We start from the raw sequence: 15,522 nt of genomic DNA, 5'->3' as shown, positions 1-15,522 counted from the left end.
TGAAATGCCTCCGGCAGCCCTGCCGGGGGCATCAGCCGCTTCACCAATGGGACAATATCAATCCCTGTGCATGGGGATGAGCCTGCCGATGACCCGCACAAGCTCGTCAATTTTTACAGGCTTGGACGAATAAGCATCCATCCCGCTGTTTAGAAATTTTTCCCGGTCTCCTTCCATGGCATAGGCGGTCAAAGCCACAATGGGGATATCATTTCCGGATTCCCGTATAATTCTGGTAGCCTGCAATCCATCCATTTCCGGCATCTGTACATCCATGAGAATCACATCAAATTGTTCTCCGGATTCAAGCATACTGAGCACCTCAAGACCGTTTTCGGCAGTTTCCACCTGAAAACCTTCCTCGGTCAGGAAATGAGAAATATACAGCTGGTTTGTGGCATTATCTTCGGCCAGCAGGATGCGTGCCCCGGTCTTCCTGATCTCGCCTGTTCCGTCCTTGGAGGAGTCCTTTTCGTGAAGGCATTCACCGGCACTGGACTTAAGCCGGACCGTAAACTTGAATTCGGTTCCCCAACCTTCCCTGCTGTTGAAGGTTATGTGTCCGCCCATCATCTCCACAAGCTGTCTGGAAATTGCCAGCCCCAACCCGCTGCCCGGATGACGTTTCGAATACCCTGCATTCAGTTGGACAAAGCTTTCAAAAAGTTTCCCGGACTTATCCTCCGAAATACCTATCCCGGTATCCTTGACCCGGAATTCCAGTATGGCGCCGTCCTCATAGCTGCCTGCGTGATCAACCGAAATTTCCACGTAACCTTTTTCCGTAAACTTGATCGCATTACCGACGAGGTTGATTATTACCTGCCCGAGCCGATATTCATCACCGCAGTAGCAGCGCGAGACATGGTCGCTTATATTCGAACGCAACTCGATACCCTTTTCTTCAGCCTGCACCCGAAGAACTGAAAGCTGCTTTTCAAGCATATCGTGCAGATTGAAATCTTCAGGCCGAAGCTCCATCTTCCTGGCTTCGATCTTGGAAATATCCAGTATGTCGTTGATGATATGCAGCAGGGACTCGGCAGCCTTCTTGACGGTGACAAGGTAGCCTTTCTGCTCATCCGAAAGGTCCGTGTTGAGTGTCATCTCGCTCATACCTATAATCGCGCTGATCGGGGTTCGTATCTCATGGCTCATATTGGCCAGAAATTCGCTTTTGGCTCTGCTGGCCTCTTCCGCGGCGTCACGAGCCTCGCACAATTCGACCTCGCCGCGTTTCTGCTCGGTTATATCCTGCCCTACGGCCAGAACTCCGAGGGCGTCGCCCTTGGCATCAAGCAGGCGCGAATACGACCATTGCACCAGTCTCTCCTCACTATCGTCAACCAGGACCGGATTCTCCTGCAAACGCAGCGGCGTACCGGAAAGAACAGAACCGAACTGCCTTGTACATTCCGCCCACAAGCGTTCAGGGACAAAAAGTTCAAAATAATTCCTTCCGAGTACTTCATGACGGGTACGGCCGAAAAGCTCCTCGGCCATACGGTTGAACTCCAGAATCTTCTTGTCCGGTGAAAGGAGAATAATCACGCTTTCGGCAGTCTTGACCAGTGACCGGAAACGATAGGCGCTTTCCTTCAGCGCCTCCTCCACCTTCTTTCTGGTGGTGATGTCCTCCACAGTTGCCACGACCTTATTTATGGAACCGTCCCGCGAAAAAAGCGGTGAGGCATTGACGGACAGCAGAACACGGCGACCATCAGCCCAATGAATCGCGTGCCGGATGTCGAGGACGGCATTTCGTATCTTCATAACCCGGTTGAAAGCCAGACGTTCCTCGGGAAATGGGGTGCCGTCATGGGAACTTATCTGCCAGACCGGATCGTTGTGCCGCCTGCCGATGATCTCGGTTCTGTTCACTCCGTGAACCCTTGCCGCCTGATCATTGGCAAAAATTACTCTGCCGTCACGGTCTATAACCAGAATTCCCATGGGACTGGTTTCCATGATGCTGCCCATGAGGTCGCGTTCCCGCTGCAGTTCCTTCTCCACCTTTTTTCGTTTATCTATATTGAGATAAAGAAAGGCGATAAAAGCGAGCAGTACGGAAATTATAATCCCGGCACCGATGACCAGAATACGATCGAGATTACCCGACCCCAGTTCTGTCAGAGTATGTGAAAGCCACCCCTCAGCCAGGAAATCAGTACAACCGGGCTGGGCAAGCAGCGTAATAAACAAGATGGCACGCAACATATTTAATCGGGTATGGTTTCTGATACGGTAAAAGAATACCGCCTTCATTTTCTAACAACTGTTATACCGATATACTTAATAAAGAGTCAGAGCAAGAGGGTATGTAATAATATCCGGTACAACTGAAGTCATGAGCGTTCACGAAGCTCAAGCCCCTTTATCAGCCCGAAACATCCGGCAAGCATCATATCCCCGCCGGGAGATGGGAATTCTACCGGAAAACCACGCAGCAGAGACCTTTTCGGCCCCATGACATACGTCGGAGCAAATCCACCGGCCTCTTCCGGAAGATCAAGTGTCATGCAACCATGACCCCAGTCATCAAACACAGTCTGGAAATCCAGCTGTCCGGCCCTGAACAGCCGGGAATCCTCCCATAACTTTTCAGGCGTCATGTTCCCGGTATGATGCTCGTAGACACCGAACACGGCACCCTTGTACAGCAGAAACGAAATGGTATGGCTGTTGCCTACGTTGATCAGACAGATGCCCTCGCGATGGCTCCGCTCAAGAATCTCGTCAACAAAAAGGCAGCCCAGCACAGCAGCGGCACCGGTATCGGCTACAGGACCTCCGCCTATGGATTTCTGCAGTTCTGCCATGCGGGTAAATTCTTCAGGCACTTCATCAAAAAGCAGGCTCTCGGGTCTTCCGGCGTTATCCAGCAGCAGTTTTTTCCACAGATTAAACCGCCCTATCCTGTTGCTCTTGCCCGGATGGTAGCCGTGATCCTGCACCGATGCGGTAACAAGATCGGGATACTCCAGACCTGCGGCGGCAAGGAAGCAACTCCACCAGCCGGGGTCAAAATCGCACAAATGGACCGGCACGCAACCGGAGGGCAGTGATTCGCGCAGCATTATCCCCTGCTTCTCGACTCTGGCAAGGTCGTCACCCAGCGCGAGAGCTGCCTGCGGGTGCGCATAAACCTTTAACCCGGCATCCATATGCGGAAATACGGCCCGGGCAAACCCGCCGCCCATGTTCTTCCCGGTCAGGTAGATATCCGCCCCACGGGCAGTCAACTGACGGATCTTTTCACCAACCACCCTTGCGGGCGAAGGAAGCACGAATTTAAAACAGTTTTCAATCTCCACGCCCTCAATATGGTAAAGGACGTCCTGAGTTCCGCTGCCGATATCAAGGCTAAGTATTTTCCGGCTCAATTTGATTAACTCCGCTGAATTTGAAAATATTGAAATATGTTGCAGACTGAGACAATTTACGTCAATTGAAAATAGTATTCCAGATTTCGGACAGAATGCCGATCAACCGATAACAACAGACAGGTATGCGTATGTTTTATTTGATCCTGGCAGTAGCCGTAATTTTTCTATTGCCCTCCGTACTGATTCTTTTCGCAGCTTTTATCAACCGGGAAAGCAGCCGGAAACGCCCCTTTGCAGCTGTTGCGCTCGATCTGCTGCAAGCCGCCGTTTCAGCGGGAACAAGCCTGCTGATTGCAGTCGTCACCCGCCCATTCGCATTTCTGAACAATATTCCACTGCTCCACAAAACAGAAGATAACCGGCCAATCCTGATGGTGCACGGACTGTATCACAACAGAACCGCCTGGCTGGTCATGAAACACAGACTGAATTTCATGGGATTCGGCAATATGCACACATGGCAGTACAACAGTTTTACCACCTCTTATCCTGAGCTTGTCCTTGAACTTCGCAAGGAAATAGTCAGGCTTTATGAAGCAACCGGCAGCGAAGAAAAAATCACTCTGGTCGGGCACTCGCTTGGTGGTCTGCTTATTTCAGAAGCATCAGCTGATCCACAAATTAAAAAGATGGTGCGCGGTCTGGTTACCATGGGAACTCCCTTTGGCGGAAGTGTGCTTGGAAGTATTGCAATCGGAAGGCTTGGCCGCAGTCTGTACCCGGACAGTTCACTCTTTAAGGGCAGAGAAAAGATCACCTTTCCGGATATTGGCAAAACCGCGCTGCATTCCTCGACGGACGAAATGGTGCTGCCATGGGGCAATCTGATTCCCGGTGAAGGAAACTGGAAAGTTATAAACTGCGGTCCCATGGGACATGTCGGCATGCTCTACAGCCGCAAGACTACGCTCACGGCAGCGGAAGTCATCAGAGGAATGAGATGATCTGATGCGCTTCGCGCTTTTGGTGAAAGGATTTTGCCGCTGGCAGCCAAAGGGGATAATCCCCTTTGGAATCCCTAATTAAAGTTGCTGCATTGAAAGACGAATCAAAATCAAAAATTATGTGCTAAGGTGTTAACCATATTTCTTATGATTTCTCTAGTGGATAAATCCGACAATCAAAAGCGCGAAGCGCATCAAATACAGTGTGTTAAATGCATTTGAAGCCCGCCGCATAAGAAAGCCCCGCATCCGGACGGATGCGGGGCTTTCACATTTTAAAGCAAACGGATGCTACTTCTGATTCAGCTTAACTTCCTGAGGGAAGACAGGCAGATAGCGGTAGCAAAGGCTGAGGACGAGTGCACCGTAGGCGCAGATCATCAGGGATGTTGCCCACTCTGCCCAGTTGGGGGCATAAGTGTGCCAGGAGTCGAAAGGCATTACCGGTATGGCAATGGTCTGAACGGTGAAGACGTAACGGTTGATGGTTATGCCGATGCAGTCCAGAATTGCTGCTGTGTACAGCAGACCGGGGTTTCTCTTGATAGCGGGCGAAATCAGCATCAGTGCGGGCACAACACCGCAGACGATAATTTCAGTCCAGAGCAGCCACTGTCCGTAGATATTACCGTAGAACATCTGTTCAAAGGTAAGGCCTACGGAAGGCAGGTAACCTACAGCCCAGGCCCAGGTGTCGATGATCTTGAAGAACATGTACACGCAAAGCATGGTACCGGCGATTTTACCCATCAGGGCTTTGACCTTGTATTCCACCAGTTTCTTACCGGTCATCTTTTCGATGAGGGTGCAGACCAGCACTGTGAATACAGGACCGGAACCTACTGCGGAAAGAACGAAGAGGAAGAATGTCCAGGGCCAGATGAAGAAACCTTCACGGAAAGCATAAGGACGACCGAACATTACCCCGTACATACCACCGAGAGAACCCTGGTGGAAAGTGGACAGGAAAGTTCCGATTCCGGCAAACAGAGCCATATTCACGTGCAGGTGATGGGCAAAGTGGTGCAGGAAGGGAATCTTGTTCAGCTGCTTCTGCTCCAGGACCAGCGGGATGAACTCGATGATCAGAACGGTGCAGTAGCAGGTAATACAGAAGATAACTTCTGTGAGCATGGAGTGCACGTTGGGGTGCCAGTAACCGAACCATGCGCGGATGGGCTGCCCGATGTCCATGGTCAGAATGAGCATGGCGCCGGAGTAGCACAGGAATCCGAGTATAACGGCCAGGTTGATGATGTTTTTCAACTGGTCGATTTTAAGTATGTATCTCAGGAAGCCGGTGAAAAACGCACCAGCTCCGAGGGCAATAACGGCAAGGTCAAAGGTAATCCAGAGACCGAATCCGAAGTAGTTGTCGAGGCCGGTCACGCCGATGCCGTAATAGAAGATATTGACGGCAGCATATACGCCCCAGAGCAGGACGGCGGTAACAATGCCCAACCAAAGCAGGAATTTGGGCAGTCCGCAGCGTGTTACGCCTTCGGGGAAGAGATTGCTATCCATGGTAAACCTCCCTCCTAGTGCTTTTCGTTAGCTACGTGGTTATCACTCTGCTCCCGTACCCAATCGCGTCTGCTGATGTAGTACACCTGCGGTTCCATGCCGATGGACTCAAGAATGCGGAACGCATTGGGGTCTTTGATCAGCTCGTGTACCTTGTGCTCGGGATTCAGGGAATCGCCGAAGGAGATGGCACCGGTGGGGCAACCTTCCAGACATGCGGGCTGGTACCAGCCGTCGGGAAGTTTGCCGGGGTCCATGCCTTCATTACGGGCACGCTGACGGGCGTTCAGCAGTCTTGAGTGACAGAAGTTGCACTTTTCGACAACGCCGCGGGGACGGGTGGAAGTAGAGGGAGACAGTGCCTTGTCCATACCTCCGGGCCATACGGGATCAAACCATCCGAAATAGCGAGCGTGGTAGGGGCAGGCGGCCATGCAGTACCTGCATCCGATGCAGCGGGGGTAGATCTGGCTGACGATACCGCCGTCCTCGTCCTTCGCGGTTGCGACAACAGGACAGACGGGAACACAGGCAGGATGACCGCACTGCATGCAGGGTCTGGGCAGGTAGGCAACTTCCCTTTCGGGGAATTCCTTGCCGTTATTGAGTTCGTAAACAAGCATCCAGGTAAGGGTTTTCAGCTTGTCGGAACCCTCTTTCATGGGAGCAATGTTGTTTTCAGCCTGGCAGGATACCATGCAGGCACCGCAGCCGGTACATTTGTCAACATCGACCACCATGGTCCATTTATTTGTTAATTCAATATGTTGCATAACAAGAATCCCCTGAATTAAACTGCTGCGATACTCACGGTAGAACTGGTCCAGACGGAAAGTCCCGTGCCGGGTTCAGTTTCAACCTTGAGAACTTTGCAGATGTTGTCGCCTTTTCCGCGTGAGTATTCGTCCCATGCGGTATGGCCGAATCCGAGCGGTGCGGCAATAACATTGTCCATCACGCCTTCATTGATACGGATTCTTGCCACGCACTCACCGCCGGCTCCGGAGAGCTTGACCAGAGCGCCTTCGGACAGTTTGCGTCCCTTGGCGGTCTTGGAATTGACCTGAACCAGCATGTACTTGCCCTTGAGCTCGAACTCGCTGATCAGTGCAACGTTAAGCGGAGGAAGAGCCATCTTCGCGGAGCCGATCAGGAGCTTGGAATACGGAGCAATTGCGATTTCTTCGCCCTTAGGCATTACAACTGCCTTGGAAAGGACGGAAGCAGCAAAATTCAAGGAACCTGATTCAGTTGCATCGGAGACATAAGCTGCGCCGCCGACCAGGGCATCCCAGTCTGCTCCGGCCTTCTCGGCCTTGGACTGGAACACAGCGTCTGCGGATTCGTATCCGAGATCGACACCCAGAGTGGAAGCCGCTGCGAGAATTACGTCAACAGTGGCTTTGCTGTTGTAGATCGGCTCTGCAACAGGAGCACAGGCACAGAGCATGGCGGAACCGAGACCATAAGGAGTCTGGGCATCGTCAAAACGTTCATAACCTGTGGGGTTGGGCATGATCAGATCGGCAACGGATGCCGTTTCGTCCATAAAGGTGCTGAAGCTGACCAGGAAAGGAATCTTTCCCATTGCAGCAGCCAGAGCATCAGTCTGGGGCATTGCGTATACCGGGTTGGCTTCGTGAACCAGCATCACTTCGGGTGCTTCGGTCTTTCCGGCAGCAATACCTGCAAGATAACCGGCGAAATCACGGGCAGCCAGTTCCGAACGATCCGGAGCAGCTTCAACCGCTTTGGGCAGGTTGGGCAGAACCTTCATCCCGCCGTCCTTGTTCACGCGGCCGAGCAGGATGTTCAGTGCTGATGCGGCGATAACATCTGCTGCACCGGCACCGCTTCCGAATTCCGAACCGGCGGCGACAACAGGAGCGGACGCCTTCATGAGTTCAGCGGCAATGGCTGCCATATCCGGACCGGCAACACCGATAACTTTTTCTACTTTATCAGGGGTGAATCTGGACATCACCAGAGTCTTGAAATCGTCAAAATCGGCAACAGAAGCGGAAGCACCGGCCTTGAGCATGTGATATGCCAGACCGAGGCAGAAAATAGCGCCGGTTCCGGGTTTTACCGGAATCCACTTGTCGCAGGCTGCTGCAGTATTGTTGAGATAGGATCCGGCATAGAAAAATCTGGTTTTGATTTTCCCGCCGGTGGGACGGCTTTCTGAAAACACACACTGGTTTCTTACAACCGGTCCCCAGGAATCCAGAGCATCGGCACCTACAAAAAGTACCACATCGGCCTTGTCCAGGTCATACCCCAGTTGACCGGAACCGCCCATGCTTGCAAGAGCAACGGCTGCGCCCTGTTCTTCGCCGGGCATCAGGTAACAGTCATCGCTACCCATGCCTGCGGCAAAGCCGGAAAGAACTTCGCAGGCAGTTCCGGTTGCGTCACCGGATACAACAGCGAGTTTGCCTTTCTTTCCCTTAACGGCAGCCAGTTTTTCGGAAAGTATCTTTTCGGCCTCTTCCCAGGAAACGGATTCATATTTTCCATCTTCGGCCTTCTTCATGGGGCCGTTGACGCGGGAAGGGCTGTACATGAGCTGCGGGCCGCCGGCACTGATGGGATCAACGCCGCCCTTGCTCATTTCGTTTTCATCATTGCCTTTGGTCAGGTAAGGGCTTCCACCTACGGATTTGACAATCTCCGCACAGGGGGAAGGCCCGAACTTGCACAGCGAGGCCTGCTCCGTGATGGCACCGTATTTGAGCCTTGGAATCCAGGGCCAGTTCTGCGACCAGATCGATGCATCATCGAGAGATTTCCATATAACAGGGGTGAAGAGAGAACCCACTACACCGCCTGTCACCACTTGAATAAAAGTTCTGCGATCAATACCCATTGCAGTCCCTCACTTACTTATGGCAGACGTAACATGCGTTGCTGGTACCAACTTCCGCATGACAGCGTTCACACTGCCACATCTTCATGGTCTGCTTGCTGTAACCGCTTATTCTGTTTTCGTAATACGTCGGCAGCGTGTCGCTGTTGCCTACGTCGGGATGGCAATCAGTACACTCGAAGCCTTGGTGGGCCATGTGCGAAAAGTAAACGTTGTCGGGCTGATACTGATATACCAGCCAGGGAACCTCAACACCCTTCTGCAGGTATTCGGTTACGTAGACATTCTCGGCTTCACTTTCACCGAGAACATCCTCGTGACATTCAGCACACTTTTCATTGGAAGGAAGGCCTGCAAAGGATCCGTCTTCCATAAACAAGTGACATGACTCACAGTCCATGCCCTCACCTTCAACATGAACCTTGTGGCTGAAATCGACCGGCTGAGTCTTCTGACTGTAGATAATCTGTGGGAAAACCCACCAACCGATGATCAGGCTCGCAAGGACACCGATGAAGAAAGGGAGAACTCCTCCACACTGCTTCGATGTTCTTTTTTCCTCCATAACCTCGCCCCACTACTCCTTAAGTTTTGTGAAACATAAACAACCAATTAACGCCATTTCTTCTAAAATAGAGAATCTTTCCATGTCAAGAGAATATGAAACTTTTCACAATCGCCCGCCATGGGAAAAAACCCTGTTTCGTAAACCAAAGGGGTACGCAAAACGTCATTGCCCGCCTTGCGCAGATCAATCTAAAAATCAAACGGAGAGTCAAACCCGGACAAAGGTGGAAGAGCTAGGTCCTTGTCGGAAAGAACCGGCTCTTTCGCCTTCCACCCGATCGCAAGATCAGGATCGTCCCAACGGATTCCGGCCTCGCAGTCCGGAGCGTAAGGTGCATCGACCTTGTACATGAATTCATTCTCATCGGTAAGTGTTTCATACCCGTGGGCAAAGCCTTTCGGTATAAAAAGCCTGCGGAAATTGGCCGCTGACAATTCTATAGAAAACGACTTAAGATAAGTTGGCGATCCCTTTCGCAAATCCACCGCCACATCGTTTACAGCCCCTCTGGTGACCCATACCAGCTTGGCCTGAGCATACGGCGGAAGTTGCAGATGAAGTCCCCTTATCACACCTACCCCGGAAGAATATGAGTGGTTGTCCTGCACAAAATCAACGGGCAGCCCGTTTCTTTCGAAAACAACGCGGTTGAAACTTTCAAGAAAAAAACCGCGTTTATCCCGGTACACAGTGGGTTCAATAACCCATAATCCGGGAAATTCCGTTTCGAACAATTCCATTCATATTCCTCCTGCCAGGATCACATCCGCTGCCTGACACTAATCTCGTCCCCCAAAATTAAATGAGAATTACCTGAGATCATTCAATCGCACAACCTCATTTTTCACTTGGATGTAATATTTTTTATTAATTTTAAGGCTCTTCCCGATATTCACATTTCTCTCGCGGTCTGATACGCTCCACGCAATTTAATTGAGGAAAAATTACCCCAATCGGGATATTGATCTTTTTTTCACAAATATTCACACGGATTTTTCAATGCAAGCAGCAGGAATAGCACTCAACTCTCTGGATATAATACTTATTGTCATCGCGGCAGCCCTGATTTTCAGAGGCCTGCTCCGCGGCATCGTCCGAGAGGCGATATCTGTTTTTTCCCTGATTCTTGGATTTTATCTGGCCGCAAAATACCATCAGGAACTTGCCCCGTATTTCGCCAACATTTTTGACGGCCCAGGAGCTGTAAAAGCTTTCAGCTATCTTTCCATTATCGTTGCGACCATGATTGTCGCCTTCATTATCGGCGTGATCATCAAAAAAATCCTGACCGTAAGCATGCTGAGTTGGGCTGATCAGGTACTTGGCGGCATACTGGGTCTTGTGGAAGCGGTGATAATCGGAGGAATCCTGATCGTAATACTGAACAGCTTCACTCCGAACTCGGAATTCCTCACCAAATCGCAACTGGCTCCCAGAGTAATGTCCACAGCAAGTTTTTTCATCAGCTTCGCACCGGACGATGTGCTGGATTCCCTTGATATAAAATCCATGTTCCCCGATCAGTCGGAACTGGCAAACCACACGAGCGACACAATTTAAATGAGTACCGATTCTTTTGAAAAACTGAAAGACGTCATATCTACACTGACCGGTCCCGAAGGCTGCCCCTGGGACATGAAACAGACTCCCGAATCCCTTTGTGACTATGTAATTGAAGAAGCATTTGAACTGGTCGAGGCGATCCGTTCCGGGGACATTCATGAATCCATGGAAGAACTCGGCGATGTAATGTTTCTCCTTTTGTTCATAGCAAACCGCTATGAGAAGGATGGAAAATTCACTCTCGCAGAAGCAATTGATTCTTCTTCCGCTAAAATGATTCGCCGTCATCCGCACGTTTTTGCAGACTGCAAGGTGGAAAATCAGGACGAACTGCTGCGTAACTGGGAAAAGATCAAACGTACGGAGAAAGACGAGTCCGAAAAGATTTTCGACTCTCTGCCCAAGGGCTTGCCGCCTCTTCTGAAATCCTACCGCATCAACGCCAAGGCCGCTCGCAGCGGTTTTACCCACGAGAGCGACGAGCAGTGCCTTGAACAGCTTGAAAGTGAATGGAAGGAGTGGACAGACGCTCTTGCCGCAGGTGATGCGGACGCCATTGACGAGGAATTCGGCGACTATCTCTTCACCCTTGTTGAACTTGGGCGTCGCAAAGGGATCAAGGCCAACAGCGCGCTTGACCGCACCAACAACAAGTTTCTGGAACGTTTTTCAAAAATGGAAGACATCATCCGCGCAGACGGCAAGGAAATAACCGAAATGAAACTCGGCGAACTCAACGAGTTGTGGAACCGGGTTAAATAATTTCCGCTTACATAACAGATGAAAGCCCCGCATTTTTTTGAATGCGGGGCTTTTTTTAATTAATTCAAAGCATTTCACAAGTTCCATGTGAATTAATTTTTCTTAATCCAACTATAAAGTTATTTATGTTTCCGCCGATTTTACTGATAGGCGTGTAAAATGCCCTTTTTACAACAGGAGGGCTGTTTATGGACATATCAGGAATCAGCCAGGCGGCCACCGCCATTGACACGGCTACGGAAAAACAACTGTTCGGAGCTCAGGTAGTAACCAAGACACTGGACTACATGAATTCCTCACAGTCGGGATCTTCATCAAATAGCGATTATGATTTTCAGAAAAGTGTTCTCGGCGCCGCGTACTCCGGTGTGGGAACCATCACAAACATAAAAACCTGATTCAAGGGCAGCAGACACGCCAGACGAAAACCCGGTTTACTAAACCGGGTTTTTTATTACAACTACATGGAAAAAAGCCACTCCAAGGATTCGTCAAGCCCGTCAGCCACGAATTCCTCCTTGAGAACGACACGGCACTGTTCCGGGTATAGAGGCGACCACTTGATAAATTCATCCGGACCGTTTGAGTAAACCACAACTCGCGGCTTCTGCCATATGGCGGCCATGTGTCCCGGAGAGGAATCGTTACCCATGAACCATCCGCACCCGGCAATAAGCTCGGATAAAAATGCGGTGCTGCCTTCCAGATGAAATATATTTTGCCCGCTGATTGCCTCCCGGACCTTTTCCCGCTCAAAAGGGGCACAGACAACCACCACCGGCCTACTCGCTGCAACCTTTGCGGCCACACCGGCCCAATGCTCCAGCGACCATTTAAGCCCGCCGGAAGTCTTTCCCGCCGGATGCAGGACAACATAACTGCCGGGCTCTATTCCGCACTCTTTCAAAGAGGCTGCAACCTCTTTCCGGGCTTCAGGATCATGGTGAAGTTCAGGTTCGGAAAGGGCTACCTCCCTGCCGAGAACATTGCTCATGAAGAAGCTTCTGTTCTCCAGAACATGGACCCCTTTTTTATCCTGAAAAATCCTGTTCAGAAACTGAAACGAACCTTTGAGATTGTTACCGCTCCTCATCTTTACGCCGCTAAGCATGGCGAGAAGTTCGTTGCGCACCCCGGAACGGAAATGAATTGAGACATCATATTTTTCCCTGCGCCACTCCCTGATCAACTCCCACTGCCGGGCAAGAGGATCAAGCTTACGGTCAAAAATCGAAACCTTGTCGATAAGCGGGTTTGCCCGCACCAGCTCCGCACTCCCCTTATCTACAACCATTGTGACAAAGGCATCCGGATAAATTTCCTTCAATTTTTTAACAGCAGCAAGAACGTAAAGGGTATGTCCAAGAACTCCATTTGAAAAAAGCAGCCATTTTCCTCCGGACCCCGAAAGAACCAACTTCTCCATCGTAATTTTAATCCTTCCAAAATGTTAAGTGAACTGCCCTCTCCACGACAAACAGTCCACGAAGATCCCCGACTACAGCCGAAAGGATTAATTCAAGTAACCACGTATTATTTCAACCGGATTCAACCGGTACCCGCATTAGCGGAATCTATTTCCTGACTTTTTCAAAAGCACTCATTGCCGTAGCAACCATGGAAGCAACATCCCCTGTGGCTGCAGGCAATATCAGAGTTGTGGATTCCCTGGCAAGGCTCTCAAAAGCCTCAACATATTTTTCGGCAACCCGCAGTGACGCGGCATTATACCCTCCGGGAAGATCCATGGATTCACCCACGGTCTGCAGTGCCTTGGCCGTTGCATCGGCCACCATGGTTATGGCCTCTGCCTTACCCATGGCCTCGTTCATCAATCTTTCGCGTACACCTTCACTCTTCAAGACTTCATCCCGTTTGGCGGCCTCGGCCTTATTGATGATGGCCTGCTTTTCCCCCTCACTCCGGGCAATATCGGCACGCTTCTGCCGTTCAGCTATCATCTGGGTTTCCATGGCTGCCTTCACGCTTTCGGGAGGAGTGATATCCTTGATCTCGTAACGCAGAACCTTGACGCCCCAAGACGCGGCCGCATCATCTATGGCCTCCACAACCTGTGCGTTGATGGTTTCCCGCTCTTCGAAGGTCTTATCAAGGGCCAACTTACCTATGCAGGATCTCAAAGCGGTCTGCGCAAGCTGCGATGCTGCAAAACGATAATTCTCTATGCCATAGGCTGCAGCTTTCGAGTCCTGAACCTGTATAAAGATAAGCCCGTCCACCACAACACCAACGTTATCACTGGTTATGCAGCTCTGCGGGAGGGTATCCATGGCCTCTTCCTTGAGCGAAAATTCATAGGCGACTTTGTCCAGAAAAGGAAAAAGAAAATGGAATCCGGCACCAAGGCTTGCCCGGTACTTTCCGAGCCGTTCAACAATAACCTCGGTTTTCTGCGGGACTATCCGCACCGACTTGATGATAATTGCAACAATCAGAACAGCTAAAACTATGACAGCTATCAATCCGGGACTTATCATTATTTCCTACCTTGCTTTAAATTGCCGGTAACCAGAAAAGCGGTTCTCCCGCCATCTGCCCATGAAATGATCCTTACGGCATCCCCGGCCGAAATACTCTCTCCCGATTGAGCGACAGCGTTCCAGAATGACCCCCGGTACTTGATCTGTCCATACCCGGTGTCGGCAAAGTCCCTGCTGGCCTCGGCAAGAGCCCCGTCGGGAGAATCATCGTAACCGCCCGCTCCCTTGCCGGAACTCTGTCCCTGAAACCAATCCATGAACATTTTACGCAGCGCAACGAGGGAAATAATGGATGCGGCGCAGAAAACCGCAACCTGCAGAACAAGCGAATCCGCGACAAAGACAGATAACAACGCAGCCGAAAAACAGCCCAGACTGAAAAAAATGAGCACCATTCCCGGAGCAAGCAATTCAAGTCCTGCCAGCACCAGACCGGAGACAAGCCAGACCAGCCACATAGGATAATTTTCCACTCGCAACTCCTCGAAAGATAAAGGGGAACCGATCCAACCACGATTATTAGCAGGAGACGCTAAATCAGGCAATGCAAACTACACCGTACCTGGCTGTTTTTGCAAACAACTCAATCTCGCAACGTTTTCCTGTCTGCTCAGTAACAATCACTTCCCGAGCTGGAAACATGATCTTAAATCACTCTTCAGTCCACAAATTCCGGCCTGTTTTGTAAGCCATATTAAAATTTTTACACAGACTTAATAAAGAACGACTAACTTAATCAATTTATATGTGTGGATTTCCCCGGCATCAGTTATCAGCGGGAAAAGCTGTGTTATTCTCTCCTCATTTTGCCCTCTTGGGGAAAGATATTCCAGCCAACAACAAAAACGAGGTATAAGATGGGACTGAAACACATTACACTCATACTGGCCCTGGCGGTTCTGCTGGCGGGGTGTTCAAGTCATGAATACGGTGGCGGAAGATACGATTCCCAACAACGGCACAAGCAGGAAATAACCACCCCCGGTAAAAAACTGGTTGCGCTGAAAGAGCGGCTGAATCTCACCGATGAGCAGGTGCAGAAAATGAAGCCCGTTCTGGAGGAAGAATACCGACAGTTGAAATCACTTCAGAATGAAGGCGGAAATTTCAAGGATATCAGCAAAAAAAAATCGGACATTGATTGGGAAGTCTATAAGCAGCTCAACAAAATCCTGACGGAAAAACAGATGTACGACTATCTTAAATACGCTGAGGAGCAACGAAACAACCAGCGGCCGTCATTTTCCAACGGTCCCGGCGGAGGACCCGGAAGAGGCGGCATGCCCGGCGGAGGTCCTGGAGGCGGCCCCGGAGGTGGAATGTTCTAGTAATCCCCGGCCTTCGGTTAATGCCGGAGGCCGATTATACTCTGCAGCCAATCCGACGGCTTGCCTTCCTGTCCTAA

At 50.7% G+C, this 15,522-nt stretch carries 15 protein-coding genes; 5 read left to right on the top strand and 10 right to left on the bottom strand.

Annotated elements, in window-relative coordinates; genetic code table 11:
- Positions 1-57 precede the first annotated feature (57 nt).
- On the bottom strand, positions 58-2,217 hold the full coding sequence (locus tag ACKU4E_RS00270) for a PAS domain S-box protein (protein ID WP_320169088.1): 2,160 nt from the start codon (positions 2,215-2,217) through the stop codon (positions 58-60).
- Positions 2,218-2,345: 128 nt separating this feature from the next.
- Positions 2,346-3,383: a DUF1786 domain-containing protein gene (locus ACKU4E_RS00265; protein ID WP_320169087.1), complete on the bottom strand. Its 1,038-nt coding sequence runs from the start codon at positions 3,381-3,383 to the stop codon at positions 2,346-2,348.
- Positions 3,384-3,514: 131 nt separating this feature from the next.
- On the opposite strand from ACKU4E_RS00265, the gene ACKU4E_RS00260 reads away from it, so the two are divergent.
- Positions 3,515-4,330, top strand: coding sequence for an alpha/beta fold hydrolase (locus tag ACKU4E_RS00260; RefSeq protein ID WP_320169086.1), 816 nt, complete (start codon positions 3,515-3,517; stop codon positions 4,328-4,330).
- A 291-nt stretch (positions 4,331-4,621) separates the two neighbouring features.
- Here the strand turns inward: ACKU4E_RS00260 and qrcD are convergent, their stop codons facing one another.
- The 5 genes from qrcD to rfbC form a co-directional block, all read right to left on the bottom strand.
- Entirely contained in the window at positions 4,622-5,854 is a 1,233-nt protein-coding gene (qrcD, locus tag ACKU4E_RS00255; RefSeq protein ID WP_320169085.1) for a menaquinone reductase integral membrane subunit QrcD, read from the bottom strand.
- A gap of 14 nt (positions 5,855-5,868) precedes the next feature.
- Positions 5,869-6,627, bottom strand: a complete 759-nt coding sequence (qrcC, locus tag ACKU4E_RS00250; RefSeq protein ID WP_320169084.1) for a menaquinone reductase iron-sulfur cluster-binding subunit QrcC — start codon at positions 6,625-6,627, stop codon at positions 5,869-5,871.
- Between the two features lie 17 nt (positions 6,628-6,644).
- Positions 6,645-8,723 (bottom strand): menaquinone reductase molybdopterin-binding-like subunit QrcB, encoded by a 2,079-nt coding sequence (qrcB, locus tag ACKU4E_RS00245; RefSeq protein ID WP_320169083.1) that lies wholly within the window; start codon positions 8,721-8,723, stop codon positions 6,645-6,647.
- A 13-nt stretch (positions 8,724-8,736) separates the two neighbouring features.
- The gene (qrcA, locus tag ACKU4E_RS00240) at positions 8,737-9,288 is read right to left on the bottom strand and encodes a menaquinone reductase multiheme cytochrome c subunit QrcA (protein WP_320169082.1); all 552 of its coding nucleotides are present in this window, start codon (positions 9,286-9,288) and stop codon (positions 8,737-8,739) included.
- Between the two features lie 191 nt (positions 9,289-9,479).
- Positions 9,480-10,031 carry a dTDP-4-dehydrorhamnose 3,5-epimerase gene (gene rfbC, locus ACKU4E_RS00235; protein ID WP_320169081.1) on the bottom strand — a complete coding sequence of 184 codons (552 nt, stop codon included), beginning with the start codon at positions 10,029-10,031 and terminating at the stop codon, positions 9,480-9,482.
- A gap of 259 nt (positions 10,032-10,290) precedes the next feature.
- Here rfbC and ACKU4E_RS00230 point away from each other — a divergent pair, with 259 nt between their 5' ends.
- The 3 genes from ACKU4E_RS00230 to ACKU4E_RS00220 all read left to right on the top strand — a co-directional run bounded on the left by ACKU4E_RS00230 (position 10,291) and on the right by ACKU4E_RS00220 (position 12,014).
- On the top strand, positions 10,291-10,851 hold the full coding sequence (locus ACKU4E_RS00230; RefSeq protein WP_320169080.1) for a CvpA family protein: 561 nt from the start codon (positions 10,291-10,293) through the stop codon (positions 10,849-10,851).
- On the top strand, positions 10,852-11,616 hold the full coding sequence (gene mazG / locus ACKU4E_RS00225; RefSeq protein WP_320169079.1) for a nucleoside triphosphate pyrophosphohydrolase: 765 nt from the start codon (positions 10,852-10,854) through the stop codon (positions 11,614-11,616).
- 188 nt (positions 11,617-11,804) lie between these two features.
- Positions 11,805-12,014, top strand: coding sequence for a hypothetical protein (locus tag ACKU4E_RS00220; RefSeq protein WP_320169078.1), 210 nt, complete (start codon positions 11,805-11,807; stop codon positions 12,012-12,014).
- Positions 12,015-12,076: 62 nt separating this feature from the next.
- Here ACKU4E_RS00220 and ACKU4E_RS00215 read toward each other — a convergent pair whose 3' ends face one another.
- From ACKU4E_RS00215 to ACKU4E_RS00205, 3 genes are all read right to left on the bottom strand, one after another.
- Positions 12,077-13,042 carry a glycosyltransferase family 9 protein gene (locus tag ACKU4E_RS00215; protein WP_320169077.1) on the bottom strand — a complete coding sequence of 322 codons (966 nt, stop codon included), beginning with the start codon at positions 13,040-13,042 and terminating at the stop codon, positions 12,077-12,079.
- A gap of 148 nt (positions 13,043-13,190) precedes the next feature.
- Positions 13,191-14,114: a stomatin-like protein gene (locus tag ACKU4E_RS00210; protein WP_320169076.1), complete on the bottom strand. Its 924-nt coding sequence runs from the start codon at positions 14,112-14,114 to the stop codon at positions 13,191-13,193.
- Positions 14,114-14,590, bottom strand: coding sequence for an NfeD family protein (locus ACKU4E_RS00205; RefSeq protein ID WP_320169075.1), 477 nt, complete (start codon positions 14,588-14,590; stop codon positions 14,114-14,116). Before ACKU4E_RS00205 ends, ACKU4E_RS00210 begins: the two co-directional genes overlap by 1 nt.
- 384 nt (positions 14,591-14,974) lie before the next feature.
- On the opposite strand from ACKU4E_RS00205, the gene ACKU4E_RS00200 reads away from it, so the two are divergent.
- Complete coding sequence (locus ACKU4E_RS00200) at positions 14,975-15,445, top strand: hypothetical protein (protein WP_320169074.1); 471 nt, start codon at positions 14,975-14,977, stop codon at positions 15,443-15,445.
- Positions 15,446-15,522: the final 77 nt, after the last annotated feature.

Origin of the sequence: Maridesulfovibrio sp. (assembly GCF_963677005.1) — a bacterium.
In the GTDB taxonomy this organism is placed as follows: Bacteria; Desulfobacterota; Desulfovibrionia; order Desulfovibrionales; family Desulfovibrionaceae; genus Maridesulfovibrio.
This window is presented reverse-complemented; position numbering and strand designations above follow the sequence as displayed.

Bases quoted from the DNA above. Each gene is read 5' to 3' on its own strand.
- mazG (WP_320169079.1), top strand. From the start codon at position 10,852: ATGAGTACCGATTCTTTTGAAAAACTGAAAGACGTCATATCTACACTG.
- qrcC (WP_320169084.1), bottom strand. From the start codon at position 6,627: ATGCAACATATTGAATTAACAAATAAATGGACCATGGTGGTCGATGTT.
- ACKU4E_RS00215 (WP_320169077.1), bottom strand. From the start codon at position 13,042: ATGGAGAAGTTGGTTCTTTCGGGGTCCGGAGGAAAATGGCTGCTTTTT.
- ACKU4E_RS00220 (WP_320169078.1), top strand. From the start codon at position 11,805: ATGGACATATCAGGAATCAGCCAGGCGGCCACCGCCATTGACACGGCT.
- rfbC (WP_320169081.1), bottom strand. From the start codon at position 10,031: ATGGAATTGTTCGAAACGGAATTTCCCGGATTATGGGTTATTGAACCC.
- qrcA (WP_320169082.1), bottom strand. From the start codon at position 9,288: ATGGAGGAAAAAAGAACATCGAAGCAGTGTGGAGGAGTTCTCCCTTTC.
- qrcD (WP_320169085.1), bottom strand. From the start codon at position 5,854: ATGGATAGCAATCTCTTCCCCGAAGGCGTAACACGCTGCGGACTGCCC.
- ACKU4E_RS00200 (WP_320169074.1), top strand. From the start codon at position 14,975: ATGGGACTGAAACACATTACACTCATACTGGCCCTGGCGGTTCTGCTG.
- ACKU4E_RS00270 (WP_320169088.1), bottom strand. From the start codon at position 2,217: ATGTTGCGTGCCATCTTGTTTATTACGCTGCTTGCCCAGCCCGGTTGT.
- qrcB (WP_320169083.1), bottom strand. From the start codon at position 8,723: ATGGGTATTGATCGCAGAACTTTTATTCAAGTGGTGACAGGCGGTGTA.
- ACKU4E_RS00210 (WP_320169076.1), bottom strand. From the start codon at position 14,114: ATGATAAGTCCCGGATTGATAGCTGTCATAGTTTTAGCTGTTCTGATT.
- ACKU4E_RS00260 (WP_320169086.1), top strand. From the start codon at position 3,515: ATGTTTTATTTGATCCTGGCAGTAGCCGTAATTTTTCTATTGCCCTCC.
- ACKU4E_RS00230 (WP_320169080.1), top strand. From the start codon at position 10,291: ATGCAAGCAGCAGGAATAGCACTCAACTCTCTGGATATAATACTTATT.